General features: G+C 66.2%; 26 protein-coding genes and 1 pseudogene. 11 read left to right on the top strand and 16 right to left on the bottom strand.

Translation table 11 applies throughout. The annotated features are described in order from the left end of the window. Window positions 1-73: 73 nt before the first annotated feature. Window positions 74-1,609 carry a CYTH and CHAD domain-containing protein gene (locus tag C8C93_RS10810; RefSeq protein WP_121506896.1) on the bottom strand — a complete coding sequence of 512 codons (1,536 nt, stop codon included), beginning with the start codon at window positions 1,607-1,609 and terminating at the stop codon, window positions 74-76. Between the two features lie 99 nt (window positions 1,610-1,708). After that, window positions 1,709-2,779: a phosphate ABC transporter substrate-binding protein PstS gene (gene pstS, locus C8C93_RS10805; protein WP_121506895.1), complete on the bottom strand. Its 1,071-nt coding sequence runs from the start codon at window positions 2,777-2,779 to the stop codon at window positions 1,709-1,711. 296 nt (window positions 2,780-3,075) lie between these two features. On the opposite strand from pstS, the gene C8C93_RS10800 reads away from it, so the two are divergent. Further along, entirely contained in the window at window positions 3,076-4,728 is a 1,653-nt protein-coding gene (locus C8C93_RS10800) for a methyl-accepting chemotaxis protein (RefSeq protein WP_121506894.1), read from the top strand. Between the two features lie 63 nt (window positions 4,729-4,791). Beyond that, entirely contained in the window at window positions 4,792-4,995 is a 204-nt protein-coding gene (locus C8C93_RS10795) for a hypothetical protein (RefSeq protein ID WP_055402288.1), read from the top strand. A gap of 18 nt (window positions 4,996-5,013) precedes the next feature. On the opposite strand, the gene C8C93_RS10790 is transcribed toward C8C93_RS10795, so the two are convergent. Continuing rightward, entirely contained in the window at window positions 5,014-6,300 is a 1,287-nt protein-coding gene (locus C8C93_RS10790; protein WP_121506893.1) for a sensor domain-containing diguanylate cyclase, read from the bottom strand. A gap of 91 nt (window positions 6,301-6,391) precedes the next feature. On the opposite strand from C8C93_RS10790, the gene C8C93_RS10785 reads away from it, so the two are divergent. Continuing rightward, window positions 6,392-6,736: a DUF6172 family protein gene (locus tag C8C93_RS10785; protein WP_121506892.1), complete on the top strand. Its 345-nt coding sequence runs from the start codon at window positions 6,392-6,394 to the stop codon at window positions 6,734-6,736. A gap of 51 nt (window positions 6,737-6,787) precedes the next feature. On the opposite strand, the gene C8C93_RS10780 is transcribed toward C8C93_RS10785, so the two are convergent. Next, on the bottom strand, window positions 6,788-8,068 hold the full coding sequence (locus C8C93_RS10780) for a DEAD/DEAH box helicase (protein WP_121506891.1): 1,281 nt from the start codon (window positions 8,066-8,068) through the stop codon (window positions 6,788-6,790). A gap of 214 nt (window positions 8,069-8,282) precedes the next feature. Here C8C93_RS10780 and C8C93_RS10775 point away from each other — a divergent pair, with 214 nt between their 5' ends. From C8C93_RS10775 to C8C93_RS10765, 3 genes are read left to right on the top strand one after another with little or no spacing between them, the layout of a single operon-like run. Further along, the gene (locus C8C93_RS10775; RefSeq protein WP_121506890.1) at window positions 8,283-8,753 is read left to right on the top strand and encodes a DUF2721 domain-containing protein; all 471 of its coding nucleotides are present in this window, start codon (window positions 8,283-8,285) and stop codon (window positions 8,751-8,753) included. Further along, window positions 8,750-9,112: a translation initiation factor Sui1 gene (locus C8C93_RS10770; protein WP_121506889.1), complete on the top strand. Its 363-nt coding sequence runs from the start codon at window positions 8,750-8,752 to the stop codon at window positions 9,110-9,112. The genes C8C93_RS10775 and C8C93_RS10770 overlap by 4 nt, the downstream gene beginning before the upstream one ends. Before the next feature lie 13 nt (window positions 9,113-9,125). After that, window positions 9,126-9,353 (top strand): DUF3820 family protein, encoded by a 228-nt coding sequence (locus C8C93_RS10765; protein ID WP_055402300.1) that lies wholly within the window; start codon window positions 9,126-9,128, stop codon window positions 9,351-9,353. An 8-nt stretch (window positions 9,354-9,361) separates the two neighbouring features. Here the strand turns inward: C8C93_RS10765 and C8C93_RS10760 are convergent, their stop codons facing one another. Continuing rightward, entirely contained in the window at window positions 9,362-10,456 is a 1,095-nt protein-coding gene (locus C8C93_RS10760; protein WP_121506888.1) for a branched-chain amino acid ABC transporter permease, read from the bottom strand. Beyond that, window positions 10,453-11,004: a GNAT family N-acetyltransferase gene (locus C8C93_RS10755; RefSeq protein ID WP_199727016.1), complete on the bottom strand. Its 552-nt coding sequence runs from the start codon at window positions 11,002-11,004 to the stop codon at window positions 10,453-10,455. Before C8C93_RS10755 ends, C8C93_RS10760 begins: the two co-directional genes overlap by 4 nt. Window positions 11,005-11,129: 125 nt before the next feature. Between C8C93_RS10755 and C8C93_RS10750 the strand changes: the two genes are divergently transcribed. Both C8C93_RS10750 and C8C93_RS25235 read left to right on the top strand, forming a co-directional pair. Further along, window positions 11,130-12,023, top strand: coding sequence for a LysR family transcriptional regulator (locus C8C93_RS10750; RefSeq protein WP_121419660.1), 894 nt, complete (start codon window positions 11,130-11,132; stop codon window positions 12,021-12,023). Between the two features lie 37 nt (window positions 12,024-12,060). After that, window positions 12,061-12,234 (top strand): LiaI-LiaF-like domain-containing protein, encoded by a 174-nt coding sequence (locus C8C93_RS25235; RefSeq protein ID WP_171012331.1) that lies wholly within the window; start codon window positions 12,061-12,063, stop codon window positions 12,232-12,234. A 33-nt stretch (window positions 12,235-12,267) separates the two neighbouring features. Here the strand turns inward: C8C93_RS25235 and C8C93_RS10740 are convergent, their stop codons facing one another. Further along, window positions 12,268-12,708: a group III truncated hemoglobin gene (locus tag C8C93_RS10740; RefSeq protein WP_121506886.1), complete on the bottom strand. Its 441-nt coding sequence runs from the start codon at window positions 12,706-12,708 to the stop codon at window positions 12,268-12,270. Continuing rightward, window positions 12,705-13,475, bottom strand: a complete 771-nt coding sequence (gene ytfE, locus C8C93_RS10735; protein ID WP_199727015.1) for an iron-sulfur cluster repair protein YtfE — start codon at window positions 13,473-13,475, stop codon at window positions 12,705-12,707. Before ytfE ends, C8C93_RS10740 begins: the two co-directional genes overlap by 4 nt. A 92-nt stretch (window positions 13,476-13,567) precedes the next feature. Here ytfE and C8C93_RS10730 point away from each other — a divergent pair, with 92 nt between their 5' ends. Continuing rightward, on the top strand, window positions 13,568-14,098 hold the full coding sequence (locus C8C93_RS10730) for an Rrf2 family transcriptional regulator (RefSeq protein WP_121506885.1): 531 nt from the start codon (window positions 13,568-13,570) through the stop codon (window positions 14,096-14,098). A 39-nt stretch (window positions 14,099-14,137) separates the two neighbouring features. Here the strand turns inward: C8C93_RS10730 and C8C93_RS10725 are convergent, their stop codons facing one another. The 5 genes from C8C93_RS10725 to serB form a co-directional block, all read right to left on the bottom strand. Beyond that, window positions 14,138-15,172 (bottom strand): helix-turn-helix transcriptional regulator, encoded by a 1,035-nt coding sequence (locus C8C93_RS10725; RefSeq protein ID WP_121506884.1) that lies wholly within the window; start codon window positions 15,170-15,172, stop codon window positions 14,138-14,140. A gap of 195 nt (window positions 15,173-15,367) precedes the next feature. After that, a complete protein-coding gene (locus C8C93_RS10720) occupies window positions 15,368-17,476 on the bottom strand; it encodes a xanthine dehydrogenase family protein molybdopterin-binding subunit (protein ID WP_121506883.1) in 2,109 nt (702 codons plus the stop codon). Next, a complete protein-coding gene (locus tag C8C93_RS10715) occupies window positions 17,473-17,937 on the bottom strand; it encodes a (2Fe-2S)-binding protein (RefSeq protein ID WP_121506882.1) in 465 nt (154 codons plus the stop codon). Before C8C93_RS10715 ends, C8C93_RS10720 begins: the two co-directional genes overlap by 4 nt. A gap of 166 nt (window positions 17,938-18,103) precedes the next feature. After that, on the bottom strand, window positions 18,104-18,691 hold the full coding sequence (locus C8C93_RS10710; protein ID WP_121506881.1) for a redoxin domain-containing protein: 588 nt from the start codon (window positions 18,689-18,691) through the stop codon (window positions 18,104-18,106). A gap of 26 nt (window positions 18,692-18,717) precedes the next feature. Beyond that, window positions 18,718-19,431 (bottom strand): phosphoserine phosphatase SerB, encoded by a 714-nt coding sequence (serB, locus tag C8C93_RS10705; RefSeq protein WP_121506880.1) that lies wholly within the window; start codon window positions 19,429-19,431, stop codon window positions 18,718-18,720. A gap of 230 nt (window positions 19,432-19,661) precedes the next feature. On the opposite strand from serB, the gene C8C93_RS10700 reads away from it, so the two are divergent. Together C8C93_RS10700 and C8C93_RS10695 are read left to right on the top strand one after the other, a co-directional pair. Continuing rightward, window positions 19,662-21,320 carry a serine hydrolase gene (locus C8C93_RS10700; protein WP_121506879.1) on the top strand — a complete coding sequence of 553 codons (1,659 nt, stop codon included), beginning with the start codon at window positions 19,662-19,664 and terminating at the stop codon, window positions 21,318-21,320. A gap of 417 nt (window positions 21,321-21,737) precedes the next feature. Further along, a pseudogene (locus C8C93_RS10695) lies at window positions 21,738-21,956 on the top strand (hypothetical protein). A gap of 201 nt (window positions 21,957-22,157) precedes the next feature. On the opposite strand, the gene C8C93_RS10690 reads toward C8C93_RS10695, so the two are convergent. The 3 genes from C8C93_RS10690 to mfd all read right to left on the bottom strand — a co-directional run bounded on the left by C8C93_RS10690 (window position 22,158) and on the right by mfd (window position 26,638). Continuing rightward, the gene (locus C8C93_RS10690) at window positions 22,158-22,346 is read right to left on the bottom strand and encodes a DUF3149 domain-containing protein (RefSeq protein ID WP_055393653.1); all 189 of its coding nucleotides are present in this window, start codon (window positions 22,344-22,346) and stop codon (window positions 22,158-22,160) included. Between the two features lie 94 nt (window positions 22,347-22,440). Beyond that, window positions 22,441-23,100 (bottom strand): hypothetical protein, encoded by a 660-nt coding sequence (locus C8C93_RS10685; RefSeq protein WP_121506878.1) that lies wholly within the window; start codon window positions 23,098-23,100, stop codon window positions 22,441-22,443. Between the two features lie 73 nt (window positions 23,101-23,173). Next, window positions 23,174-26,638, bottom strand: coding sequence for a transcription-repair coupling factor (mfd, locus tag C8C93_RS10680; protein ID WP_121506877.1), 3,465 nt, complete (start codon window positions 26,636-26,638; stop codon window positions 23,174-23,176). Window positions 26,639-26,727 lie beyond the last annotated feature (89 nt).

Here is a 26,727-nt window from a genome sequence, read left to right as displayed (position 1 = left end):
TGTGCCGTGCCAACTTGGGAACCCCGCTGTGACCCGCGATGGGGGTACGGCGCGTCTACTGCAGCTACCGCTCTCAGCGCTTGCCCGCCTTGCGCAGGCGGGGCATGTCGGCAAGGTGGGCCAAGGCCTTTTCGCAGTCAGCCACCGTCAACGCCTCCCGTGCAGCCAGCCAGCCCACGCCAAACCAGGCCCGTGGGTCCGTGGCAGCGATGTCGCTGTACAGCACGCGGGCCACCCGTTCATCGCCCAGCCGGCCCAGAGCCGTCAGCGCAGGCTGCAGGCTGGCGAGGAACGATTCCCCCTCGGCGTCCAGCGCAGGCGCGACAAATTCCGTCAGGTAGCGCAAACGCTTCAAGCGCTTGCGCAGGCGGTGTTGTTCCTCCACCGGCAGGGCGGCAAAGTCTTGGGAGCCGTGGCGCACCTTGGCGCGCAGGCGGCGCAATCGCTTGTGCAGCAGGCGGTGGGTGTCCTTCGTGTCCAGGGCTTCTTCTGCGGCCGCCGGCGGGGCATCCTCGCCCTGGGCCGTGAACGCCATGAGGGCGATCAACGCTGCCTGAAACGCTGGCATGCGCACGATGGCGGCGGCGGATGGGGCGGGGGCGTGCCCCGCCGCCACAATCACATCCAGGGCAGGCGCACCCGCATCGCGCAGATCGGCAACGATGGACTGCAGGGCTTGGCCCTGGTCGCGCAGTTGGCCCAGGTGCTGGAACACCTCCACCAGCGGCGGCTCCCAGGCGGGGTCGAATGCGCCGGGTGCCAACGGCGCCAACTCGCGCAAGGCGGTGCGTAAGCGGCGGATGCCGATGCGCAACTGGTGCACATGCTCTTCATCGCCCCCGCCTTCGACGATCTCGCTGGCGTTGGCCAGGATCTGGTGGAGGCAATGGGCCACTGCCGCGCGCTGCAACGCGCGCCCGTTCAGGAAGTGCTTTGGGAGGCCACTGGCCTTCATCGGGGTGGCCTTGGTGGCGGGCCGGGCCCACTGCGGGGCCAGCAGACGCTCGCCTCGCTCTGCCTTGGACACCGTACTCAGAAACAGCCTATGCCGCGTGGCCCACCGGGTGGCGATGGCCGCCAGGCCCGCCAGCGGGCCGGCCTTGAGTTCCAGCTCCAGTTCGCAGATGCGGGCCTCTTTCTGCTGCGGCGTGCCGCGATGGGCGATGACCCGGCCGGTGTCCAGAGCCAACTCCACCACACCGCCCTTGAAGGCGATGTCCCGTGTCACGCGGTCCATCTCGGTGCCGTAGGTTTCGGTCAGAGGGCCGCTGGCGGCCCGCAGAGCACCCAGCAGCCGTGTGCCCGCCACGGTGCCTGCGTGCAACTCAGGCTGGGGCTCTGGGGCGGGGCCTGTGGCGTGGGCTTGGCCCCGGTCCACGTTGTGCTCCTCGCGGTCCAGCGGTCCGTTACCCAGGGCCTTGACGGTTTGCACCCACTGGTCGCCCTCGCGGCGCAGCCGAAAAGCAATGCCACGCGACGACAGCGCTGCATCGGGCGTATCGAAGTAGCGGGCCTCCATGCGGATGTGCGCGTGTGTGCCCCTGCGCGCGGCGGCCTGCACCGCAGCCAGGCGCTCTGGGGGGATGCAGAACTTGAACTCGATTTCCATGAAGACGGCGCCTGGTGACGGGGGCGGCAGAGCCTGCCGGTGAAAGATTAATAGAAATCCTAATGATTGATTTTAAGGGCGGAAATCATGAGCGCTGGATTATTGCTGCAAGGGTGCGGACGATGAAATCAGGCTCATGCCCAGGGGAGTGCCATTTTTATCGCGGATGGAGGTAATTGCCTTGAAAGCCGATGCCTGAACCCGGTCTGGTAATCGAACAAAATTGTTTTCATGGACGAGGGTATCGCCATTGAGAAACGACCAGATAATGAATTTGAGGGCCAGGGTGGTTTGCTCTGGATTTTGAGTGACTTTGGGGAACACCACAAACGTGCCCATGGTGATGGGCCACACGGCTTTGCCGGGTTTTTGTGTCAGCGTATTGTGGAAGGCCCCGGTGGCTGGCCACTCGCTGTTGGCCAGTGCGGATTTGAAAGCGTCGATGGAGGGTCTCACAAAAACACCCTCGGCATTTTTCATCTGCACCGATGCCAGGCCATATTCGGCCACATACCCAAAATCCACATAACCGATGGCACCCGCCGTGTCGCGCACACCCTTGGCCACCCCATCGCTCCCCTTGAAGGCCAGAAATCCTTCGGGCCATTGGATGCTTGTCTTGGCTCCGTGGGAAGCCTTCCATTTCGGGCTGACCTTGCCCAGGTAATCGGCGAAGTTGTAGGTGGTGCCCGAGCCGTCGGCACGCACCACCACCTTGATGGGCATGTCGGGCAGCGGAGTCTCGGGGTTCAGCGCGGTGATCTCGGGGGCATTCCAGCGGCTGATTTCGCCCAGGAAGATGCGGCTGAGCACCTCGCCCGTCAGGCGCAGCTGTGCGTTTTGGACTTTGGGCAGGTTGACGATGGGGCTGATGCCGGTGATGGCCACGGGCAGTGCCAGCAAGCCGTGTTCGATGAGGTCCTTGTCAGGTGGGTAGACATCGGTGGCGCCGAAGCCCACGGCCTGTTGCTGGATCTTTTTCATGCCTGCGCTGGAGCCCACCGGGTCGTAGTCCACCCTGGAACCGGTGGCTCTGGCGTAGGCCTTGGCCCAACTGCGGTAGATGGGGGCTGCGGCCGACGAGCCCGCGCCCGTTACGGCTTGTGCACTGGCCTGGTGCGCCTGTAGCAGTGCAAGTGCCAGCAAGAATACGGTATAGATATATTTCATGGATTTTTGTGTATTGGTTTTAATTAATAAGGATGTGGCTGTGAAATTCTGACCATAGGCCTATGCCCGGCAGGGGCATTGGAGTGATTTATGAAGTCTCAGCTTATCAATGCGGCGCCGATTTTAACCACTGGAATGAATGGGGAATGTTTATCCCATCGTCATTATTTTGTCACTTGAAACAATTAGTATCAGCCGCGGCAGACGTGGGCCCTTGCTGGCAAGGCGTGCGCGCCAGCTGATGCGGTGGCAATGAACCCGGCTGCCCGCCCAGTGAACCTTCATGAGAGATTCAGATGCTTCAAAAAATCAAGATTGGCACCCGGCTGGCGCTGGCGTTTGCAGTGCTTTTGCTGCTGATTTCTGCACTGGCTGCGGGGGGCATCAGCGGTGCCAAGCGCCTGACCGAGCGCAGCGCGGCGCTGTATGGTGACCGCACGGTGCCCCTGGGCGTGCTGGCAGAGATCAGCCACCTGACGCAGCGCAACCGGGTGCTGGTGATGGACATGCTGATGGACCCGGGTACTAGCAACCTGCAGGCCAGCCACGCCGCGTTGACTGCCAACGTGGAGCGCATCCACACGCTGTGGACGGCGTATTCCGGCAAGGCGCTGGTTGCTGAGGAGCAAGGTCTGGCGCAGGCCTTTGCCGATGCCAATGCCACCTACCTGGACAAGGGTCTCATCCCGGCTGCCTCGGCACTGGTGGCAGGCAAGTACGACGATGGTTCCGAGCTTTATATCAACCAGATCCGCCCCAATGCGGCCAAGGTGCAGGACGCCATCGAGAAGCTGGTAGCCCTGCAGATCAACGTGGCGGCGGCAGAGTTTGCCGGCGCACGGGAGATGAGCAACACCATTCACTGGTGGATGCTGGCGGCCACCGGGCTGGCCCTGGTGGCGGGGGCTGCGATGGCGTGCGTCATCACCCGCTCCATCTCGCGCCCTTTGCGCCAGGCGGTGGTGCTGGCCCGCACGGTGGCGGGTGGCGATCTGAGCGCACAGATCGATGTGCGCGGCACCGATGAAACCGCAGAACTGCTGGGCGCCCTGCGGGAGATGAACCACCAGCTGGTGCGCGTGATCACCGAGGTGCGCTCCAGCACCGAAACGGTGGCACAGGAGGCCGTGCTGATTGCGGGCGGCACCGAAGACCTGGCGCGCCGTACCGAGGTGCAGGCGTCCAATCTCCAGGAGACGGCCGCCTCGATGGAGCAGCTCACCATCACCGTGCAACACAACACGGACAACGCCCACCGCGCCACCGAGCTGGCCCAAGAGGCCGCCAAGGTGGCCAACGAGGGCGGCAGTGTGATGCGCGACGTGATCACCACCATGCAGGAGATCAGCGTGCAGTCGCAAAAGGTCACCGACATCATCAAGGTGATTGATGACATCGCGTTCCAGACCAACCTGCTGGCCCTCAATGCGGCGGTGGAGGCGGCCCGCGCGGGTGAGCAGGGACGCGGCTTTGCCGTGGTGGCGGGCGAGGTGCGTGGACTGTCCCAGCGCAGCAGCACGGCCGCCCGCGAGATTCGGGGCCTGATTGCTGCCAGTGTGCGTGGTGTGGAGCGCGGGTCCACCCTGGTGGGCCAGGCGGGCGAGCGGGTGGCCAGCACCGTGCAGCGCGTGGACGAGGTGATGGAACTCATCAGCGAGATCAAGGATGCGGGGCAGGAGCAGGCCCGCGGCATTGCGCAGATCGGCGAAGCCGTGCGGCAGCTGGACGCCGCCACGCAGAAAAATGCCGCGCTGGTGGACGACAGTTCGTCGGCATCCACCGGCATGAAGAACCAGGTTAGGCGCCTGCTGGAGGTCGTTCACCAGTTCAGGCTGGCGCCTGACGGCGCTGGGGATGCCTTGGAAGGAGGCTACCGAGGTACGCAGCCACTGCCTGCCTTGCCAGCAAGGGCTTCATCCCCCAAGCAATTGTCCCTGGCACCCCGCTGACTGGACACACGGGACCGGTGCGGTGCAGGTCATCAGATTCTTTTGCAATGGGGAAGATGCTCCATGAACCGCACAGATGTACTTATCGCCATTGCCGAGATTGCGCGGACGGGCGGTGCCTCTGCGCCCGAAGACGCCATCTCGCAACTGGCCGTGATCATCGATGGCCTGGAGCTGTCGAGCAGCGGCTCTGAACAGGTGATGGAGATGCTGCTGCGGATTGCCGCCTGCCTGTGGAACCTGCAGCAGGAACGCATGCGTTGGTAAGGCGCAGCCGCAGATAGGTTACTGGGCTACTTGGCCATTCGGCTGATCGCCCAAGGGTTCCTGCGAAGCGATCTGGTCGCGCCCCTGGTTTTTGGCCAGGTACAGAGCCTGGTCGGCGCGGTCGAGCATGTCGCGCAGGCTGCGGTCTGCCTGGCGGAAGGTGCTCAGGCCCAGGCTGGCCGTGATGCCGTAGGCGTGGCCTGCCTCGTCGCTCAGCTGCAGGGCGCGAACGCCATGCAGGATGCGTTTCGCCACTTCCAAGCCCTCGTCCATGCTGGTCAGCGGCAGCAGCACGCCAAACTCTTCGCCGCCCAGTCGGCCCACGGTGTCGCTGGCGCGCAGCTGGTTTTTGACGGCCTGCGCAAACGCCACCAGGGCGCGGTCGCCTTCCAGGTGGCCAAAACGGTCGTTGATGGATTTGAAATGGTCCAGGTCCAGCATCAGCAGCGTGAGCGGCTCGCCATTGCTGCGTGAATGGGCATACACCGACTCCGCGCATTCCAGAAATGCGCGGCGGTTGGCCATGCCGGTGAGCATGTCGGTGGTGGCCAGGCGCTGCAGCTCGCGCTCCAGGTTCTTGCGCTGCGTCACGTCGCGGTAAATGCCCTCCACCCCTGCGAAATTGCCAGCATGGTCGTACAAGGCGTGGCTGCTGATGGAGATGTCGATCACGGTGCCGTCGCGCCGCACCATCTGGCCCGGAAAATCCGACACCTCGCCATGCTCCATGATGGCGGCCTTGAACGCGTCGCGGTCAGTGCTTTGCGGGTAGTACGACTCGGCCGTGCGGCCCTCGATTTCGTGGGGCTCGTAGCCCAGCACCCGGCGCACGCCAGGGCCCACATGTTGCACGATGCCCTGGGCATCGGTGCGGTAGTAGACGTCCTGCATGTTCTCAAAAAGGCGACGGAAGTTCTGCTCGCTCTCGCGCAGCTGGGCCTCGATCTCGCTCTGGTGGGTCATGTCCAGACCACACATCAGCACGGCGGGGGCTCCGTTCCATTCCACAGCCACGCTGCTGATGAGCACCATGCGCAGGTTGCCCTGCAGTGTGCGGATGCGAAATTCGGACGATTTGTTGGGCCGCCCGCCCTGTTCGGGCACAGCGACCTGCTGGATGCGGTTGGTAGAGCGCACCTGGTCCATGGGATGCACAAAATCGCCCGAGAGGCGGCCTATCAGGCTATCGGTGCTGGGCGCTTCCAGCAGCGCCATGCTGGCAGCGTTGGCAAAGCGGATGGCGCCCTCCTGCGTGACGAGCACGGCCGCTGGCAGTGTGTGCAGCAGACTGAGGTCGTGGAACATCGGGCTTGGCGGTAACCAAAAGTAATGCACCATTGTGGCACTGGGGTGCGCGGCTGGGAATCCATATCTGTCACAGGCGGTACCATCACCCATGAGAAAAACTTTCCAACTCCATGTTGAAGGCAAGAACCGGGACCGCGTTCTGGATGCCGTCAAGCACGAAATCCGCAAGTACGTCAAGCGCGAACGGCGCCGCGACCTGCCCGAAGGCGCTGATTTTTGGGACTTTGACTGCCAGTTTGGTCGCACCAAGGAAGACGCCACCGTGGCGCACCTGTCGGCCTTGACCGGGCTGATCAACGGTGTGGCCGCTGAGGGCGGCGCGCAGTTCTATGTCGAGATTCTGGCCAAGCCCGCCAAGCGCACGCCACGGGCGCCGGGCGAGCCGCAAGGCGCTGATGCGGATGGCATTGACGAGGGCGACGAAGAGGTCTAACACTGAGGCCGCTTGGGCGGCCGCCCTTCACGGCGCTTCCAAAGGCTCCTTTCAGGAGCCTTTTTTGTGGGCGGCGGGGGGCGCTTCGGTAACTGCAGCCGCTGCTGCGCGCAGCTTGTCCTTTTTGCTGGGCCGCTTGCCCTTGATGCCGCCGGTGCCCTGGGGATCTGCGGATGACGCGGGCGCAGGGGCCTCGGTGGGTTCAAAACCCGCAATGTGTTCGCGCGGGATGGTGAGGTGCTGACGTTTTTCGATGAGGCGGAAATGTGCTTCGGCATCGGCCGTCACAAAGCTCACGGCCACACCGCTCTCGCCCGCGCGGCCCGTGCGGCCGATGCGGTGCACATAGTCCACGGCCGAGCGTGGCAGGTCGTAATTGACCACCGCAGGCAACTGCGCAATGTCGATGCCGCGTGCGGCCAGGTCGGTGGTCACCACCACCTGCCAGCGTTCATCCTTGAACTCCTGCAGCACCTGTTTGCGCGCGCCCTGGCTCAGGCCGCCGTGGAAGGGCGTGGCAAAGATACCCGCTTTGTAGAGCTTTTCGGCCACATGCTCGGCAGCGTATTGCGTGGCCACAAACACCAGCACGCGCGACCAGTTGTGTTCCTTGACCAGATGGCGCAGCAGTTGGGTGCGGCGCACGGCGTCCACCGCAATGGCCCGTTGCTCGATGGCCGGTTCGTTGCCCGGCGTGTGGGGCACCTCCACGCGCAACGGGTTGTTCAGCAGGCCATCGGCCAGCGCTTGCACGGCGGCAGGGAAGGTGGCCGAGAAGAACAGGTTCTGCCGCTGCGCAGGCAGCAGCGCCAGCACGCGCTGCAGTTCTTCGGCAAAGCCCAGGTCCAGCAGGCGGTCGGCCTCGTCCAGCACCAGGTGCGCCACGGCCGACAGGCGCAGCGCTTTGTGGTCTACCAGGTCCAGCAGGCGGCCCGGCGTGGCCACCACAATGTCTGCGCCGCCACGCAGGCCCAGCATTTGCGGGTTGATCGAGACGCCGCCGAACACAATGGCCACTTTCAGCGGCTGCTGCAGGTGCTGTGCCAGGCTGCGCAGCACCTCGCCCACCTGGGCGGCCAGCTCGCGCGTGGGCACCAGCACCAGGGCGCGCACCCGGCGTGGGCCGCCGGTGGCGCTCAGCTGCAGCTGCTGCAGCAAGGGCAGGGCAAAAGCGGCTGTCTTGCCCGAACCCGTCTGGGCGGCTCCCAGCAGATCAGCCCCCTGCAGGATGGCCGGGATGGCCCCCGCCTGGATGGGCGTGGGCGCTACAAAACCCGCTTTTTCTGCAGCGTGGACAAGGGCAGGGGACAAACCGAGGGAGGCAAAGGGCATGGAGGCAGCGCTGGGGCGGCGTTGAAAGGAGGACGCACAACAGCGCGATTGGGGGGAAAGGGATGGGGCGATTGTCGCCGCAGTTGCTGCCTAAGCCCCTGCACGCGCGTCAGGCAGTCAAGGCCGTGCGCCGCTGAGCCTGGCTGCGCGCGCCATCACCCTGATAATTGGGCCACCGGCGGTTCGCCGGTTTTTCCTTTGTTTCCCAAGCACCATGGCCCTCACCCTTGACTCCTCTGCCATCACCCACGGCATCCAGCTGGCGGTGGCCCCCGTGTTTTTGCTCACGGCCGTGTCCGGCATGATTGGCGCTGTGGCGGGCCGGTTGGCCCGCATCATCGACCGGGCCCGCGTGGTGGAAGACCGCGCCCGCGCCAACACTGAGCCCGAGTTTCTGGCCCGAGCCTACAACGAACTGGCCGACCTGCGGCTGCGTGGGCGGCTGGCCAATGGCTGCATTGGGCTGCTCACGTTCTGTGCGTTCCTGATCGGCATCACCATCATCCTGCTGTTCCTCGGCGAGACCACCAACTTCCAGTCCAACCGCTTGGCCGTGGCGGGTTTTCTGGCGGGGGTGGCGTCGTTTTTGCTGGCGCTGGTGTGTTTTCTGACCGAGACCATGCTGGCCACCCGGCTGCTCAACTTTCACATGCTGCAGCAAGAGGTGGAAGGAAAAAAGCCATGAAGTCGTTGGCTGACCTGGGCGGCCTGGTGTATTCCACCGAGTCCGGCCGCATGTGCCCCGACTGCCGCCAGCCCGTGGCGCAGTGCACCTGCCATCAGAACAAACCTTTGCCCACCGGAGATGGCATCGTGCGGGTGTCGCGTGAAACCAAAGGCCGGGGCGGCAAGGCTGTGACCCTGGTCAAGGGCGTGCTGGTGGACGCGGCCGCACTGGAGCAGCTGGGCAAGCAGCTCAAAGCCGCTTGCGGCAGCGGTGGCACGGTGAAGGACGGCGTGATCGAAGTGCAGGGCGACCATGTGGAGCGCGTGATGGCCGCACTGCAAAAGCTGGGCCACAAGGTCAAGCGCTCCGGCGGCTGAGGAGGGCTGTCCGATGGACTCGGAAAAATTGCAGCGCTTGGTCACCACCGAGATGCCCTACGGCAAATACAAAGGCACGTTGCTGGCCGATCTGCCCGGCAACTACCTGAACTGGTTTGCGCGCGAGGGCTTCCCCAAAGGCGAGCTTGGGCAATTGCTGGCGCTGATGCACGAGATTGACCACAATGGGCTGTCGGATCTGCTCAAGCCGTTGCGAGGGGCCGGTGCTGCAGAGGTCTGATCCGCAAGTCACATGCTATGCCCGGTTGATCCGGGTGCTTGTGTCTTGTCGGGTGCAGGCCACAGTCCACTGGAGCGCCACAGCATGGTGACGATCATCGCCAGCGCAATTAGCAGCGGGCGCACCACGCCGGCGTCCAGCTGCCCGTTGGTCGCGGCCTGCAAAGGGCCGACCACATAGCGCAGCATTTCGGGCAGGGCCGCGAGCAGCACTGCGCCCAACACCACGCCCGGGATATGGCCCATGCCCCCAAACACCACCATGGCCACGATGAGCACGGACTCGTTCAGGCTGAAGGCTTCGGGCGAAACAAAGCCCTGGAAAGCAGCAAACATGGCACCGGTGATTCCGCCAAAGCTGGCCCCCACGCCAAAAGCCAGCAGCTTGAGATTGCGGGTATTGATGCCCATGGACCGCGCGGCAGTCTCGTCGTCGCGGATGGCCATCCAAGCGCGGCCAATGCGTGAATCCTGAAGGCGCTGGCAAATCACGATGGTGATCAGCACCAGAGTCAGGAACAGGTAGTAGTAGAGGGTGACGGAGGCTACTTCGTGGTCTGCCACGACCAGGGGCTGGCCCAGGTCCACTCCCAGGATGCGGACCGGGTCAATCAGCCCCAGGCCCTGGGCGCCGTGGGTGATGTTGACCGGGTGGCCCAGGTTGATGACCAGCAGGCGCACGATCTCGCCAAAGCCCACCGTGACCACCGCCAGGTAGTCACCGCGCAGCCTCAGCGTGGGCGCCCCCAGCAGTATGCCCAGGATGGCGGCCAGCGCCGCGCCCAGCGGGATGGTCACCCACCAGGGGGTGTGCAGCCCGTTCGGGAACAGCGCCGCGATCCAGGCAAAGTGGTCGGTCAGGTGCGGTGAGGTCAGCAACGCGAACAGGTAGGCGCCCAGGGCGTAGAAGGCGACGTAGCCCAGGTCCAGCAGGCCCGCATAGCCCACCACGATGTTCAGGCCCAGCGCCAGCATCACGTACAGCAGGCTGGTGTCTGCGACACGCACCCAGTGGTGTCCGAGGCTTTGCAGCACCAGGGGCAGCAGGAGCAGTATGGCTGCCAGGCCTGCGCGCCTGGCATGCCGTGCGGAGAGCGTTTTCATGGGCAAGGATGGGTGATGGCGCGGTGCATGAAGCGCCATTGGCCCTGCAGCGCGGCGGGCACCTCGGTGCCTTCGTAGGCCGCACAGTCGGTAAAGCCGTGGGCTTCGTACAGACAGTGCGCAGCCTGCATGAACAAGGCGGTGTCCAGGCAGATGCGGGTGTATCCCCAAAGACGGGCGTCGGCGAGCAGCCTGCGCAGTGCGGACGACCCGAGCTGCATGCCCCGGTAGGCCGGGCGGACATACAGGCGCTTGATCTCGGCGGTGTTGCCGCCCAGGCTACGTAGGCCGCACATGCCGGCGGCTTCGCCATCGACCTCCATCAGATAGAAAACGCTGCCCGTTGTGCGCCCGGCGCAGAGCGCCTGAATCACTTCGGCGTTGCCTTCAGTGTGGAGCCGTCCCGCATCGCGGGTGGGAAGGGCGGAAAAGCTCCGCGCCATCTCGCCGTATACCCAGGCTAGGTATTCAGCTTGCAGGCCAAGCAGCGAATCGTGGACAGCACAGGGACTGCCGACTGCGGCGCGAATGAACAACGGAGTGGGCATGGTGCGGGTTTTGTGGACTTGGCAAAGGTTAAACTGGCCTGAATGGTGGAAAAAGTAACTCCCATTCCTTTCATTGCGGACCAAATCGCTTGAATTGACCGTATCAAGCAATCACGTGAGGGCAGATGGACAAGCTCAGCGGCATGTTGGCCTTTGTCAAAACGGCGGAACTTGGCAGCTTTGTGGCGGCAGGACGGGCGCTCGCGATATCCGCGTCTGCCGTGGGCAAGGGCGTGGCGCGGCTGGAGCAGGAGGTGGGTGTGCGGCTCTTGCAGCGCAGTACCCGGCGCATCCAGCTCACGGCAGAGGGACATCTGTTTCACGAACGCTGCCGGCGCATCCTAGATGACCTGGACGATGCGCAGGCCATGCTGTCCTTGTCGCGCGAGGCCCCCCGTGGGCGGCTGCGGGTGAGCGCGCCCATCGTGGGGTACCACTTCCTGATCCCCCTGGTGCCGGAGTTTCTGACCCGCCACCCAGAGGTGGAACTGGACATCAATTTCAGCGACCGCGCGGTCGATCTGATCGACGAGGGCATTGACGTGGCCATCCGCAGCGGTGACCTGCGCGACTCCCGCCTTGTCTCGCGCCCGTTGCAGGCCTTCCGGCTGCTGTTATGCGCAGCCCCGGCCTACCTGACGCGCCATGGTACGCCTGCGGCCATGCGCGATCTGGAACAGCACGCCTGCGTGCGGTTTCGCCATCCGGACTCCGGCAAGCTGCTCGATTGGCCTTGGCGCGAGGGCGTGGCCAGCGCCGAGCCGCGCCTGCGCACCGTACTTGCCTGCAACAACATCGAGGCGGTTCTGGGCGCCACTTTGCGCGGGCTCGGGATTGCCTGTCTGCCCGACTTTCTGGTGCGTGATGCCCTGGCCGATGGCCGGTTGGTCAGTGTGCTGGAGCAGGACATGGGCCCCAGCCGCCAGTTCCGCGCGCTGTGGCCATCCAGCAGGCATTTGTCCCCCAAGGTGCGTGTGTTTGTGGACCACCTGGGGGCGCGGCTGTCCGGCCCGCCATAATCGCCCTCAGATACACAACTACTCCGAGGGAATGCACATGAAGGGCCATATCGCTGCCATTGTTCTGGTCGTACTGGGCGTGTTTTTTCTGCTGACTAATCTGGGGCTGATCAGCATCAGCCTGCGCGAGCTGCTGCGGGTGTGGTGGCCGGTGGCGCTGATCGCGGTGGGCCTGGCGCTGTTCTTCACACCGGGCGACAAGAAGAAGTAGCCCTGGCGCAAAGACCCAGGCAAAGGCCTGGGCTCAGCGCTCGCCGTGCCCGCTGTGCGGCGTCACAAACGCCGGGTCGCTGCCAAAGAAACCCCGGAACAAATTGCGCGCAATGCCGTGTGCCGCTACCTGCAGGTCGTGCGCCACCTCGGGGGCAAACAGGCGGCTGGTGTGCTGCTGCCACAGCCCCACCCAGGCGGCAAAGTGGGCGGGAGTCACGCCCTCCAGCGCCATGTGTTTGCCAAACACGTCGCCCTTGAAGCTGCGCGTGCCCAGTGCCACCGTGCTCCAGAAGTCCACGAGCCGCTGCAGGTGGGCGTCCCACTGGCCGTGCAAGGCCTTTTCAAACACGGGCCCCAGCAGCGGGTCCTGGCGCACATCGTCGTAAAAGCCATGCACCAGCTGCGTGATGCTTTCCACGCTGGGTGGTGCGTGTGCCCCAAGACCCTCGGGTGAAGTGGTTTGCAGGTTCATGCCTGCAGTGTGCCCCCGCCGCTGCACGCGCAGCCTGACGGACCGCAACCTTGCGACGAGGGCGCTGCGCCGGCTTCGAACGCCGGGAACAGCACGTTGTTCTCCAGGTGGATGTGGTTGATGAGGTCATCGCCCAGCTGGGCAATGCCTGCATACAGCGCGCGCCAGGTGTTGCACGCGCCTTGGGGGGGCGTGGCGTCGTTGGTCAGGGCGTTGAGCTTGTCCAACGCTTCGCCGTGGTCCACGTGTTCGGCGCGCATCATGCCGATGGGCTGGCCCACAAAGGGGTTGCCGCCGCTCTTGAGCATGGGGAATAGCACCTGCTCTTCCTTGAGCATGTGCGAGAGCAGCTCTTCGTGCATGGTTTCCAGGTGGTCGGCCAGTCCGGCGGGCACATGGGGGTTGTCGCGGTGCACGGCCTCCACGCGGCGGGCCATGCGGATCAGCTCGGGCAGCTGCTGGCGGTGCACCTCGTGGTAGCGCGCCAGGATGTGGTCGATCAGTGCGCTGGGCGATGCGACTTCGGGCACGGCGTCGCTGCGCTGCAGGGCCGCCAGCTCGGCCAGCACGGCGTTCGCGTCCAGTCCCTTGTCGGCAGCCGCCTTGGACAGGCTCACTTGGCCGCCGCAGCAAAAGTCGAGCTTGAGCCGCCGAAACACCGCCGTGGCACCGGGCAGTTGCACCGCGATCTGGCCGATCTGCTGGTCGGCATTGAGCGGGGTGGGGTGGGCGGGGGCAGCATCCAGGTGGTCAACGCGGGCGTTCATGGCGGGTCCTTTTAAAGATTCATTTGTTGTGAATATTTTATTCAATAAAATTCGTCCTGCATACCTCTTTAACTTGACCTGCGGCAAAACCCATGCGCCTGACCCAATGGACCGACTACACGCTGCGCGTGCTCATGTACTGCGCAGCCACCGAAGGCCGCGAGCAACCTGTAACGATCATCGAGGTGGCCGAGGGCTACGGCATCTCGCGCAGCCACCTGATGAAGATCGTGCAGCAGCTGGCCGCCCAGGGGCTGCTGGAGACCACGCGCGGGCGGGGCGGTGGCATGCGGCTGATGGTGCCGGCGTCGGCCATCAACATCGGCGCCGTGGTGCGTGCCACCGAGACCGACTTCAACCTGGTGGAATGTTTTGATCCCGGCACCAACCAGTGCCGCCTGAGCAACCACTGTCGCCTCAAGGGCGTGCTGTGGCAGGCCATGCAGGCCTACCTGGCGGTGCTGGACAGCGTGACGTTGGCCGACCTGATGGCACCGGCCGCTGCGGGTGGGTCAGCTGCACGCGCCCTGCTGCCCACGGTGGCGCTGCCCCGGGGCGGCAGCGCCATGCGCAAGCGAGCACCCGTGGCCGGGTTGCCCTCCAAAGCCGAAAATATTGAATAAAATGGCCCATTGCGCTCGATAGATATCGAGTTTTTGCTATCAAATTGATAGTAAATCCGACCCTCGCATGCCTCCGACTGCAAATGCCTGCCGGTAGCGCGCCGGAGTCAGGCCCACATGGCGTGCAAATTCGCGTGTGAAGTGGGGCTGGTCGGAAAAACCGCACGCAAACCCGATTTCTGCGAGGCCATGCGGGCTCTCCAGCAGCCATTGCGCGGCCACGCGAGCGCGGGCTTCGGTCACGATGTGGCGGCAGCTCAGGCCGCTGTCGGTCAGCGCCCGCTGCAGGCTGCGGCGGGCCAGGCCGGTGTGCCGGGCCAGTGCATCCACCGTGTGCTGCGCGGCCGGGTCGTGCAGCACATGGCGCGCCAGCTGGTGCGCCAGCGGCGGCCAGGGCAGGGCATCGCACAGATGGGTGGCGGGCTTGGGCTGCTGAGTGGAGGTTGTGGGTGCGTTGCTGTCGTGAGGTTCCCAGTGCAAGGTCCAATGGCCTAGCAACCTTCGCGCGGCCAGCGGTGCCAGTTGCGCGTGCAGTTCCGCCGGGGTGGCGACAGGGGCTTCCATCCGCAGGTTCACGCGGTGGCCTGCGGCCTCGGGCGCGCCGATCTCCACCCGCACCCCGCGCACGCCCAGGGCCTGGCTGGCACCCACCAGCACGCCCAGCACGGCCAGGCTTTCGGTGGGGTGGGGTTCTTCCGGCACACCGGGGCGCGCGTGGTGGCGCAGTGCCAGCGTGCCCGGGGCGCTGGCGGTGACGCTGACCTGGTGGCGCGAATGCACATATCGCTCCAGCCGCTGCCAGCGCGCCAGTAGCTCTGGCGGGTGGGTGGCGCCCAGCAGCGCACGGTGCACCGGGTCGCCCGCCAGCAGGTCCACCCGCTGCGCCAGCTGCAGCAGTGTGCCCAGGCCGCCCTGGTGCAGCACGGCTTCGACCACGCTGCGTTTGTAGGCCAGGGGCACGTGGCTCGCGGCCAGCCCGTCGGCACCCGGTGGGGGCGGTGGCGGCACCAGCCCGTGCGCGGCCATGGCGCGCACCAGCAGGCGGACCATGGCGGCGCTGGCAAAGTCTTGCATGGGCGGATTGTGCCGTTGGTGCTGCCCCGCTAGGGATGTCCTGCATAACCCTCGCGAGTCGGTGGTAGTGCGGATCGGGATGGGCCGCAAGGCGTCTTTTCGCAGCCAATAGCCCGGCTATTGGCAAGAAAAGCAACGCAGCGGATCGCCCGAGGCCGCGCTATCACGGACCGCAGGGAGTTATGCAGGACATCCCTAGTCCCGCGTGCTCAAGGCCTGCAGCACATCCGCGCTGCGCACCGGCAGGCGGGCAAAACGCACGCCGGTGGCGTCGCGCAGCGCGTTGGTGATCGCTCCAGCCCCGGCCACCATGGCGGTTTCTCCGGCACCGGTGGGCGGCGCGCTGCTGTCGATCAGGTGCACATGCAGCGGCGGCACGTCGCCCATGCGTGGCAGCGGGTAGTCGGCAAAGCTGGCAGCGGCCACGCCCGAGCGGGCCACGGGCAGTTGCTCGTGCAGCAACATGCCCACGCACCACACGAGGTTGCCCTCGGTCTGCGCACGCACGCCGTCAGGCTGCAGCACCAGGCCGCAGTCGTGCGCGCACCACAGCGCCGTTACGCGCACCTGGCCGGTGGCGCGTTGCACCTCCACGTCGGCCACGGCGGCGGCGTAGCTCACGCCCTTGTAGATACCGCCTGCGATGCCGCGCCCGCGCAAGGTGGTGGCGTCGCTGGCGGGGCGCTCTGGCCAGCGGGCCTCGGCGGCGGCGCGGCGCAGCACCTGGGCCAGGCGTGCATCGGTGGTGTGCTGCAGGCGCCAGTCCAGCGGGTCGGCCCCAACGTGGCGCGCGCATTCGTCCATGGCGCTCTCGACCACCAGGGTGTTGGGCCCCGCACCCAGGCCGCGCCAGGGGCCGGTGTGCACGGGCAGGCGCTGGGCGGTGAACTCGATGCGCTGCTGGGGCACGTCGTACGGCATGTGTGCGCCGCGCGCCACGCCGCTGTCGCCCGCCAGGTCGGCCAGGGTCTGCATCCACACCGGCATGGCGGCGGGTGTGAACAGGATGTGGCTGCTGGCCAGCGCATGCCACCAGTGGGTGATGCGCCCGCCCTGCACCCGTGCCCGCACGCGGTGGCTGGAGGGTGGGCGCTGGAAGCCCTGGGCAAACTCCTGCGCGCGGCTCCATTGCACCTTGACGGGCGCCCCCACAGCCTGGGCGAGCACGGCGGCCTCCAGCTCCACCGTGCACAGCGTGCGGCCGCCAAAGCCGCCGCCGATGCGGCAGGCCTGCACCTCGATACGTTCGGCATCCAGGCCCAGCTGGCGAGCGAGCACGTCGCGCATGTAGAACAGGTCTTGGGTGCCCGCCCATACCTTCAGGGCGATTCCTTGGTCTGCGGCAGCCAGCCAGTGCGCCGTTGCGCTGCGCGGCTCGATGGGCGCGTGGGCGGCCAGGGGCACGTCCATGCGCAGGTCCAGCGTCCATGCTGTGTCTGTGGGCAGCTCGTCCTTGCGCAGCCGGTGCTGCAGCGCGCCCCGGCGCAGGTGGGTGTCGATGTCGATGCGCTCGTCGATGGCGGCCTGCTCGAACGCACTGCCATCGTCCACCTGCCACTGCACGGCCAGCGCGGCCTCGATGCGGTCGAGCGCCGAGGGCGTGCGCGCCACGATGCCCAGGCCCAGGCTGCCCATCTGCGCGAGGCGCGGGTGCTGCACCACGGCCACGCAGGCCGGGTCGGCGCGGGCGGCCGCCGCGTCCCACGCCTGTGGGCGCGAGGTGATTTCGGCCGACACCGGTGCGCGCAGCACGCGGCCATAGAGCAGGCCGGGCAGGCGCGTGTCGCCCGCAAACAGCGGCTGGCCGGTGACGAGGGCGTGCAGCTGGCCAGGTGCCGCCGCAGCTTCTTTGGCGGCCCCCGTGCGCGCCTGCAGGCTGCGCAGCGCGCTGGCCGGGATGTCGCGCGGGGCCAGAGTTCCCGTGGTCTGGCCTTGCGCCAGGGCCTCGCGCAGCGTGGCGCAGGCGCGGGCCAGGGGCAGGGCAAAGTCCTGCACGCTGGCGCTGCCCACGGTGGCGCGCACGCGGGCGATGTGGCGGGTGCTGGGCAGTTGCAGGTGCACCTGTGCGGGCGGCACACCCAGCTCGGTAGCGGCCAGGCCCTGCATGGCGGCGCTGATCTGCTGGCCCATTTCGGCGCTGGGCAGCCACAGGGTGTAGCGGCCGTTTTCGTGCCGTATCCAGCCCAGCGCGTCGTCGGCGGTGGAAGTGGGGCGCTTGGGGATCACCGGCACCAGGCTGCAGCCCGCCAGCGTGACGGTGAGTACCCCGGCGCCTGTCGCTGCCAAAAACTGGCGGCGCTTCATGGCTTCGCACCTTCAGCAGCCTGGTGGATGGCCGCGCGCACCCGGTGCTGGGTGCCGCAGCGGCACAGGTGGGCCGACATGGCGGCGTCGATCTGCGCATCGCTCGGGCGGGGCGTGGCGCGCAGCAAGGCCACGGCGCCCATGATCTGGCCGCTCTGGCAGTAGCCGCACTGGGGCACGCGCAGGTCCAGCCAGGCCTGTTGCACGGGGTGCAGCGTGCCGTCGGGTGTCGCTAGGCCTTCGATGGTGGTAATGGAGCGCCCTTGCAGCCCGCGCGCCGTCTGCAGGCAGGCGCGTTGCGCTTGGCCGTCGATGAGGACGGTGCAGGCGCCACATTGGCCCATGCCGCAGCCAAAGCGGGTGCCCGTGAGGCCTAGGGGCTCGCGCAGCAGCCAGAGCAGGGGTTCGTCCTCCCAGCCGGGAGGCACCGGCTGGGCTTGTTGGTTCAGGGTGATGTGCATGGGGCATCCGTGGGTGTGACGGGGCCAGTGTGCAAAGGACGGGGGGAGCGCGTCTTGAAGATTTGCGCCAGACGCAGCGCGGGGCGCATCAGGGCATAGGGCGCCCGGTGGAGCAAAAAATAGTGGTCAAAATGGCCGTCTGCGCGCGTCCATAAAGCGCAAGCAGCTATTGTTTTGGAAGCAATGCTTTCCACTGCGGCATGGTCTGCGCCCACCACAGCCGCAGGCGCATGGCCCATTCGGGCGTGTAGCCCGAGGTGGCAAACCGCACCTGGCCGTGCGCGTCGATCACCACCAGCGCGGGCACGGAACGCACGCCCCAGCTGCGCGACAGGGTGCCCTGCGGGTCCACCGCCGTCTGCCAGGGCATGCCGCGCTGGCGCTGCACCTGGGCCACCTTGTCGGCGTTGCCCGACTGCATGGCCACACCCAGCACGGGCCAGTCGGTGGACAGGCTGGCGATGCTGGGCTCCTCCAGCTTGCAGATGGAACACCATTCGGCCCAGAAGTGCACGGCCACGGCCTGGCCTGGATGCTGGGCGCGCCAGGCGGCCAGGGTGGTTGCGGGAGGGGTGCCAGCGGCGGCTGCGGCCATCACCAGCACTGCATCGGGCGCAGGGCCCTGGGGCAGGTCGCGTGTGCGCCAGGTGTCCACCGCCACGATGGCGATCCAGGCGAGTGCGAGGGTGGCCAGGTGCTGCTTCCAGCCCCGGCGCAGGGCCTGTGCGGCGCGGGTGATGCGGGCTTTCAGCATGACTGGATGGGCGATGCCGTCGTGGATCAGCGCAGCACTTCGAGCAGCCGATCCAGCCCGCCCTGGTTGATGGCCACCTTGGCCTGCGCGCGCACGGCGGGCTTGGCGTGGTAGGCCACCGACAGGCCCGCCGCGCCCATCATGGGCAGGTCATTGGCGCCATCGCCCACGGCAATCGCCTGCTGGGGCGAGATGCCCATGAGCGAAGCCACTTCCAGCAACGTGCGGCGCTTTTCGGCGCCATCACAGATGTCGCCCCAGGCCTGGTCCACCATGCGGCCGGTGAGTTGGCCATCTTGCACTCCGAGCATGTTGGAGCGGGCGAAATCAATGCCCAGCCCGGCCTTCACGCGGTCGGCAAAAAAGGTGAAACCGCCAGAGACCAGCAGCGTCGTCAGGCCTGCAGCCTTGGCGGCGGTGATCAGCTCCTTGGCGCCTGGGTTAAAGCGCAGGCGCTCGGTGAACACCTGTTCCATGTGCTGCACCGTCACGCCCTTGAGCAGGGCCACGCGCTGGCGCAGGCTTTCCTTGTAGTCGGTGATCACGCCTTGCATGGCCGCTTCGGTGATGGCGGCCACCTCGGCCTTGCGGCCTGCGGCGTCGGCGATTTCGTCCACGCACTCGATGTTGATGAGGGTGGAGTCCATGTCAAACGCGATGAGCTTGTAGCTCGACAGGGACAGGGGGGCTTCAATGCCCTGGACAACAAGGCCGGGCGCGAATTCGGTAGCGTGGGTCATGGCAGAACGTGGGAGTCGATTTTTTGGGGGAGCACAACCTGCAATGGTATCGCTCGCGCCTGCGTACTCGACAGCCCCAAACCGTATCGCCCCGCAGGGCATAAATTCCGCGGCTCGCGGCCGAGAGCGGTTGCTTCCAGCTCTTGGGTTTGCCTTGGATGCGGACGATGTGCAGTACGGGCCCCTGGGCGCATATGATTTCTGCACAACATGCACTGAGGGTACTGACGATGGCCATGCACAGAGACGGCAACGCGGGAGAGAAAGTCTCCGCGACATGGATCAACCGCAGGCAGGCCACGGCCGTACTGCTGGCCAGCGCGGCGGTGCCTTTTACCCCAGCGGGAGCGCAGGATGCAGCGGCCCCCGCATCACCTGCCGCATCCCCCGCTGCATCGGCTGCCGAAGCCCCTCTCGCCGCTATCTGGCCTGCTGACGACTGGGCAGAAAGCACGCCCGAGGCGCAGGGCATGGACTCCGCAGCGCTGGCCAAGCTCGTCGACTTTGGCGCAGCGCAGGGCATGGACAGCCTGCTCGTCACCCGACACGGCAGCCTGGTGGCCGAGGCCTTCTATGCCCCGTACCGCGAGGGGCTCAAGCATGCCGTCAACTCCACCACCAAGGGTGTCGTCGCCACGCTCACCGGCATGGCCATCCAGGACGGGCTGATCGCCTCGCGCGATGCGCCCGTGCTCGACTTCTTTGCTGACCGCAAGGTCGCCAACGCCGATGCCTCCAAGAAGGCCATGACTGTGGGCCACCTGCTGGACATGACCTCGGGCCTGAACTGGATCGAGCCGCTCAGCGACGCCGTGCCCGAGACCATGCTGCAGCTGACCCGCACGCGCGACTGGCAGGGCTTTGTGCTCGACCGGCCCATGGCCCAGGCGCCCGGCACGGGCTTCAACTACAACAGTGGCAACACCCATCTGCTCTCGGCCATCCTGGCGCACAAGACCGGCGGCAGCACCCTGGCCTATGCGCAAAAACGCCTGTTCGGCCCCCTGGGCATCACCGACGTCCGCTGGCGCAAGGACCCGCAGGGCCTGGAGGTCGGCGGCTGGGGCCTGTACCTGCACCCACGCGACATGGCGCGCATCGGCTACCTCTACCTGCGCAAGGGCCAGTGGAACGGCCGCCAGCTGCTGCCCGCCGCCTGGGTGGAGCAGGTCTTCAATCCCGTGGTGGACATGGGCTTTGGCACCAGCAACGGTGCGCCCGCCTTCAAGTACGCCAACGGCTGGTGGAGCATCCCGTCCAAGCGCGCGTACTTCACGGCCGGCTTCAACCGCCAGCTCATCGTGGTGCTGCCCGACCTCGACGTGGTCGTCGCCGTGACCGGCCGGCGCCACTACCCGCTGCCCCTGTTCATCGACCACATCACCGCCGCCGTGCGCTCGCGCGAGCCCCTGCCTGCTGACGCTGCCGGGCAGGACCATCTGGCCGCCCGTATCCGCGACGCCGGGGTGGAAAAGCCCAGCGCCATCCCCACCACCACGCCCGAACTGGCCGCCACCGTTTCGCGCAAGGCCTGGCTGCTGGAGCGCAACGGCATGGGCATCCAGCGCCTGGTGCTGGATCTCACGCCTGCCAACCCGCGCTATGAGGTCACCTTCGACAGCAGCCGCCCCGATTTGCCGCGCGAGCCGGTTGCCGGCCCGCTGGGCCTGGACGGGAAGTACCGCACCGCGCAGCAGGGACCCAATGCGGTCATCGCCATCAAGGGCCACTGGCTTGATGCGCAGACCTTTCAGCTCATCTCGCGCTCGGTGGCGGATGGCGAGGTCACCGTGGTCACGCTGAAATTCGAGGACGGCGGGAAGGCGGTGAATGTGGGGTTGGAGAACAACTGGGGGTTCAGGGCGCAGGTGCGGGGGCGCGGGGAGTAGCGTTTCGGCATTGCAGGGCCGTGGGCAATGACGCTGCCAGGTTCACCACCACGGCGACCAGCCCGGCTCTGGCCAGGTTCTTCCATGATCGTGGCTGGATGGTCGCGTTTCCCGAGCGCCGTGGGCTCGCCATGCCCCGGTTGTTATTGGCGCTCTCGGCCGCATGTTGATGGTTGTCAGGTAGCCTTGGGCTTCCACTCCCCAGCGCCAGCGGGGCATTCGCCAGCTAGGAGGCTGTCGGACTTGGAGCGTCGAAAGCGAAAATCGGCCCCAGCGAGGACAGTTTTTGCCGGATTTGCAGCCCCATAGCCCGGCTATGGGGCAAAAAGACGGTAAAAAATGGACCGCTGCGGTCGATTTGCAGCCGACGATTTCCAAGTCCGACAGCCTCCTAGACCCGTCACCGATAGACCACCGATGAAGACCATTGACGAAATGCTGCACCTGGACTTGCTCACCGCCGAGCAGCACGTTGACATCAGCGCATGGATTGCGCAGTCAGCCTCTCCCGAAGAAATACTGCAGATGCCTGCGCCCCTGTGGCAGGCCCTGTAGCGCGCCAGCAAAGTGATGGGCATCGACGAGGACCTTTTGCGGCCACCGTCGTTCGATGCGGACAGTCTGGCGCTGGGCTAAGACGTTTGTGCCGCTGGCGGCAAGCTTGGCTGGGTGTCCGGGTCGAAAAGGGCGGCATGCACTGCGCGCTGGAGTTTGTCGGCAACGGGCCGTGGACCATGGCAGAACGTGGGAGCCGTTTTTAGGGGCTACGGCCCGCAATAGCATCGCCTCCTCGGCTTCCCAGTGCCGGGCTACGGCGCTCAGACCGTGCGGGCCGGATCAGCGCGAAGGCGGCAGGCTCTTGCCGTTGCCCGCGCGCCCGGCGGTGGCGGGGTTGGGCGTAGGTGGTTCGTTCATCTTGACCAGGAACATGCGCAGGAAAAACGCGGCCATGCACAGCATGAACCCGATGCCAATGATGCTCATCAGCCCGTAGTCGGTAGAGAAAAGATCGTTCAGCAGCTTCATGGTGGGGCACTCCTTGTTGGTGTGATGTCCACTATCGCGCTGCAAAGGCGGATACCCCTTGCGCTGTGTCAACCATCGCTGCAGCAGCCGAGGCTCAGTCCGGCCGGGGCAAGTACAGCCGGTCCGACCATGTGGCCAGCCACTCGGGCTTGAAGGCTACAAAAATCGCCGCGAGCATGCCGGTGACAAACCCATCGCCCCAGGCCATGAGCCAGCGCGCCACCAGCGACAGCTCATCGCCCACGCCGGGCAGCAGGTGGCCGCTCCACTGCGACAGGACACCCGCCGCAAACACGCAGACCACCGTGCCCAGAAACGCACGGCCCAGCACATAGACAAACGGTTTGGTGCCGGTGTAGCGCCGCAGCAGCGCACCCAGGCCCAGCGCCAGCGTGGCAGGCACCACGCCCAGCCACACCGTGGCACCCAGCGCATCGGCCCAGGCCATCGCTGGGGAGATCAGGCAGGCCACGATGCCCACGCCCATCAGCACCGGGATCGCCAGCGGCCAGCCCAGCATCAGCACCACTAGGCAGGCGCCCGACCATTGCAGCTGCAGCGGCATGGCGTGCAGTGTGGGCAGGGCCCACAGCCAGGGCAGGAAGACCAGCGTGGCGAGTAGTGGCGTCCACAGCGCAGACGGCGCGCCCTGCGTCTCGTGTGCCAGAGGCTTGCGGTTGGCCAGCATGCGCCAGGGACGGGCCGCCAGAGCGGCAACCAGAGCGACGAGGACGAGGGCGGCTTCCAGCCACATGGTTCTGTTTGCTATGCTATTAATAGCTGCTAGCGATTGCCAGATAAGCGCTAGAGGCCAATTTCATTAAAAATCAAGCAACCACCAGTGGCTGCCCCAGGCTGCGCAAGATGTCCCGCACCATCTGCGCCCGGTCCTTGGGTTCTTTCAGCTCGCGCTCGATGCGCAGCTTCTCGTTGCCCGCCAGCTTGATGTGCTTGTTTTTCTGGATCAGCTCGATGATGCGCATCGGGTCGATGGGCGGCTGGGGCTTGAAGGTGATGTTGATGACGCCAGGGGCCGCATCCACCTTGACCACTCCGTAGGGCTGGCTCAGCACGCGCAGGCGGTGCACGTCAATCAGGGTCTGGGCCTGCGGCGGCAGCTTGCCGAATCGGTCCACGATCTCTTCGAGCAGGCCGTCGATCTGGTCGGGGTTCTTGGCCGTGGCCAGCTTCTTGTAGAACGACAGGCGCAGGTGCACGTCGCCGCAGTAGTCGTCGGGCAGCAGGGCGGGGGCGTGCAGGTTGATGTCGGTGGTGACGGACAGGGGCGACAGCAGGTCCGGCTCCTTGCCGGCCTTAAGCGCCTTGACGGCTTCGTTGAGCATCTCGTTGTACAGCTGAAAGCCCACCTCCAGCATGTTGCCGCTCTGGTTCTCGCCCAGCACCTCGCCCGCGCCGCGAATCTCCAGGTCGTGCATGGCCAGGTAGAAGCCGCTGCCCAGTTCTTCCATCTGCTGGATGGCTTCGAGCCGCTGCTGCGCTTGCTTGGTCAGTCCTTCCACGTCGGGCACCATGAGGTAGGCATACGCTTGGTGGTGGCTGCGGCCAACGCGCCCGCGCAGCTGGTGCAGCTGCGCCAGGCCGAACTTGTCGGCGCGGCTCATGATGATGGTGTTGGCGGTGGGCACGTCGATCCCGGTTTCGATGATGGTCGAGCACAGGAGGATGTTGTAGCGCTGGGCCACGAAGTCGCGCATCACGCGTTCGAGCTCGCGCTCGGGCATCTGGCCGTGGGCCACGGCGATGCGCGCCTCGGGCAGGATCTCCTCGAGCTTCTGGCGGCGGTTCTCGATGGTCTCCACCTCGTTGTGCAAAAAGTAGACCTGCCCGCCGCGCTTCAATTCGCGCAGCACTGCCTCGCGGATCACGCCCGTGCCCTCGTTGCGCACGAAGGTCTTGATCGCCAGGCGCCGCTGCGGCGCGGTGGCGATGACCGACAGGTCGCGCAGGCCTTCCAGCGCCATGCCCAGTGTGCGCGGGATGGGCGTGGCTGTCAGCGTCAGCACGTCCACCTCGGCGCGCAGGGCCTTCATCTGCTCCTTGTGGCGCACGCCGAAGCGGTGTTCCTCGTCGATGATCAAGAGGCCCAGGTTGTGGAACTTGGTGGATTCGGAGAGCAGCTTGTGCGTGCCGACCACGATGTCCACCGTGCCGTCGCCGATGCCCTTGATGGCCGAGGTGATCTCCTTGCCGGAACGGAATCGCGAGACCTCGGCCACCTTCACCGGCCATTTGCTGAAGCGGTCCACCAGCGTCTGGTAGTGCTGCTCGGCCAGCAGCGTGGTGGGCGCGAGGAAGGCCACCTGCTTGCCGCCCGTCACGGCCACGAAGGCTGCGCGCAGCGCCACCTCGGTCTTGCCGAAGCCCACATCGCCGCAGACCAGGCGGTCCATGGGGCGGGGGCTGATCATGTCCTGGATCACCGCGTGGATGGCGGCGTTCTGGTCGGCCGTTTCTTCAAAGCCGAAGTCGTTGGCAAAGGTCTCGTAGTCCTGCGGGCTGTAGCGGAAGGCATGGCCCTCGCGCGCGGCGCGGCGGGCGTAGATGTTGAGCAGCTCGGCCGCGCTGTCGCGCACCTGCTCGGCCGCCTTGCGCTTGGCCTTTTCCCACTGGCCGCTGCCCAGCTTGTGCAGCGGCGCCTCGTCGGCGCTCACGCCGGTGTAGCGGCTGATGAGTTGCAACTGGCTCACGGGCACGTAGAGCACGGCCTTGTCGGCGTATTCCAGGTGCAAGAACTCCTGCATGGCGGGCGTGCCGTCGGGGTTCTTGTTGCCCACGTCCATGTTGACCAGGCCGCGGTAGCGGCCGATGCCGTGGGCGCTGTGCACCACGGGGTCGCCCACGTTGAGCTCGGCCAGGTCCTTGATCAGGGCCTCGACGTCGCTCACCTGCTCCTGCTTCTTGCGCCGGCGCGTCGTGGGGCCGGCGGCGAGCAGCTCGGTCTCGGTGACGAAGTCGATGCCGTCCTCGATCCAGCTGAAGCCCACGGTGAGGCCGGCGGTGGCGATGCCCACCTTTTCGTCGGCCGTGCCCTGGAACTCGGCCAGCGAGTCGAAGGCCGGCGGGTTCACGCCACTGGCACGCAGGAAGTCGAGCAGGCTCTCGCGCCGGCCATCGCTTTCGGCCAGCAGCAGCACGCGGTGCTGGGTGTTGCGGATGTGGGCGTGCAGGCGGGCCAGCGGGTCCTCGGCACCGCGCACCACCGAGAGGTCGCCGAGCTTCTGGAAGTGGGGGTTGTCGGCAATGTCCTCTACCCCGGGGCGGATGGACAGCTGGGCATGCTCCTTGGCGCGCGTGTAGAACTGATCGGCCGACAGGAATAGCGATTCGGGCGGCAGCGCCGGGCGCTCGGGGTCGCCCTGCACCAGACGGAAGCGGTCCTTCGTGTCCTGCCAGAAGCGCTGGAAGGCGGGTTCCAGGTCGCCATGGAGCACCACGGTGGCTTCGCCGCCCAGGTAGTCGAACACCGTGGCAGTTTCGTCGAAGAACAGCGGCAGGTAGTACTCAATGCCGGCCGTAGCCACGCCCGCGCCCATGTCCTTGTAGATGCGGCTCTTGGTCGGGTCGCCTTCGAGCATCTCGCGCCAGCGGCTGCGGAATTTCGCGCGCGCGTCGTCGTCCATGGGGAACTCGCGGCCGGGCAAGAGGCGCACCTCGGGCACGGGGTACAGGCTGCGCTGGCTGTCGGGGTCGAAGGTGCGGATGCTGTCGATCTCATCGTCGAACAAATCCACCCGGTAGGGCACCAGCGAGCCCATGGGAAACAGGTCGATCAGCCCGCCGCGCACCGCGTATTCGCCAGGGCTGACCACCTGGGACACGTGGCTGTAGCCCGCCAGCGTGAGCTGGGCCTTGAACTTGGCTTCGTCGAGCTTTTGCTTGACCTTGAAGTGGAAGGTATAGCCCGCCAGGAAGGAGGGCGGCGCGAGGCGGTACAGCGCTGTGGTGGCAGGCACCAGCACCACGTCGGCTTCACCCTGGGAGATGCGCCACAGCGTGGCCAGCCGCTCGCTGATCAGGTCCTGGTGCGGCGAGAAGGTGTCGTAGGGCAGCGTCTCCCAGTCCGGGAACAGCGCGCAGCGCAGGCCAGGCGCAAAAAAGGCCATCTCGTCGATGAGCCGCTGCGCATCGGTGGCGTCGGCCGTGACGATGGCGGTGGTGCGGCCCCCTGCCTTGTCACGTTCGGCCAGACGGGCCAGTAGAAGGGAATCGGCGCTGCCCACGGGGCGGGGCAGGGTGAAACGTTTTCCGGGGGAGAGTTTGGGCAGTTCCATGCGGACGGTGTCGTCTGGGCCCACCGCATCCCCAGGGGCGCGAAACACGCACGGGCTGGATCGGAGGGCAACGGAGGATTTTAGAATGA

The sequence above is a fragment of the Acidovorax sp. 93 genome, assembly GCF_003633835.1.
Taxonomy (GTDB): domain Bacteria; phylum Pseudomonadota; class Gammaproteobacteria; order Burkholderiales; family Burkholderiaceae_C; genus Acidovorax; species Acidovorax facilis.
This window is presented reverse-complemented; position numbering and strand designations above follow the sequence as displayed.

Coding starts and splice junctions, on each gene's coding strand:
- serB (WP_121506880.1), bottom strand. CDS start 19,431: ATGACCCACGCTACCGAATTCGCGCCCGGCCTTGTTGTCCAGGGCATT.
- C8C93_RS10790 (WP_121506893.1), bottom strand. CDS start 6,300: ATGTTCCACGACCTCAGTCTGCTGCACACACTGCCAGCGGCCGTGCTC.
- C8C93_RS10750 (WP_121419660.1), top strand. CDS start 11,130: ATGGACAAGCTCAGCGGCATGTTGGCCTTTGTCAAAACGGCGGAACTT.
- C8C93_RS10690 (WP_055393653.1), bottom strand. CDS start 22,346: ATGAAGCTGCTGAACGATCTTTTCTCTACCGACTACGGGCTGATGAGC.
- C8C93_RS10755 (WP_199727016.1), bottom strand. CDS start 11,004: ATGCCCACTCCGTTGTTCATTCGCGCCGCAGTCGGCAGTCCCTGTGCT.
- C8C93_RS25235 (WP_171012331.1), top strand. CDS start 12,061: ATGAAGGGCCATATCGCTGCCATTGTTCTGGTCGTACTGGGCGTGTTT.
- C8C93_RS10765 (WP_055402300.1), top strand. CDS start 9,126: ATGGACTCGGAAAAATTGCAGCGCTTGGTCACCACCGAGATGCCCTAC.
- C8C93_RS10685 (WP_121506878.1), bottom strand. CDS start 23,100: ATGTGGCTGGAAGCCGCCCTCGTCCTCGTCGCTCTGGTTGCCGCTCTG.
- C8C93_RS10775 (WP_121506890.1), top strand. CDS start 8,283: ATGGCCCTCACCCTTGACTCCTCTGCCATCACCCACGGCATCCAGCTG.
- C8C93_RS10785 (WP_121506892.1), top strand. CDS start 6,392: ATGAGAAAAACTTTCCAACTCCATGTTGAAGGCAAGAACCGGGACCGC.
- ytfE (WP_199727015.1), bottom strand. CDS start 13,475: ATGAACGCCCGCGTTGACCACCTGGATGCTGCCCCCGCCCACCCCACC.
- mfd (WP_121506877.1), bottom strand. CDS start 26,638: ATGGAACTGCCCAAACTCTCCCCCGGAAAACGTTTCACCCTGCCCCGC.
- C8C93_RS10810 (WP_121506896.1), bottom strand. CDS start 1,609: ATGGAAATCGAGTTCAAGTTCTGCATCCCCCCAGAGCGCCTGGCTGCG.
- C8C93_RS10740 (WP_121506886.1), bottom strand. CDS start 12,708: ATGAACCTGCAAACCACTTCACCCGAGGGTCTTGGGGCACACGCACCA.
- C8C93_RS10730 (WP_121506885.1), top strand. CDS start 13,568: ATGCGCCTGACCCAATGGACCGACTACACGCTGCGCGTGCTCATGTAC.
- C8C93_RS10780 (WP_121506891.1), bottom strand. CDS start 8,068: ATGCCCTTTGCCTCCCTCGGTTTGTCCCCTGCCCTTGTCCACGCTGCA.
- C8C93_RS10720 (WP_121506883.1), bottom strand. CDS start 17,476: ATGAAGCGCCGCCAGTTTTTGGCAGCGACAGGCGCCGGGGTACTCACC.
- C8C93_RS10760 (WP_121506888.1), bottom strand. CDS start 10,456: ATGAAAACGCTCTCCGCACGGCATGCCAGGCGCGCAGGCCTGGCAGCC.
- pstS (WP_121506895.1), bottom strand. CDS start 2,779: ATGAAATATATCTATACCGTATTCTTGCTGGCACTTGCACTGCTACAG.
- C8C93_RS10795 (WP_055402288.1), top strand. CDS start 4,792: ATGAACCGCACAGATGTACTTATCGCCATTGCCGAGATTGCGCGGACG.
- C8C93_RS10725 (WP_121506884.1), bottom strand. CDS start 15,172: ATGCAAGACTTTGCCAGCGCCGCCATGGTCCGCCTGCTGGTGCGCGCC.
- C8C93_RS10770 (WP_121506889.1), top strand. CDS start 8,750: ATGAAGTCGTTGGCTGACCTGGGCGGCCTGGTGTATTCCACCGAGTCC.
- C8C93_RS10710 (WP_121506881.1), bottom strand. CDS start 18,691: ATGCTGAAAGCCCGCATCACCCGCGCCGCACAGGCCCTGCGCCGGGGC.
- C8C93_RS10715 (WP_121506882.1), bottom strand. CDS start 17,937: ATGCACATCACCCTGAACCAACAAGCCCAGCCGGTGCCTCCCGGCTGG.
- C8C93_RS10700 (WP_121506879.1), top strand. CDS start 19,662: ATGGCCATGCACAGAGACGGCAACGCGGGAGAGAAAGTCTCCGCGACA.
- C8C93_RS10800 (WP_121506894.1), top strand. CDS start 3,076: ATGCTTCAAAAAATCAAGATTGGCACCCGGCTGGCGCTGGCGTTTGCA.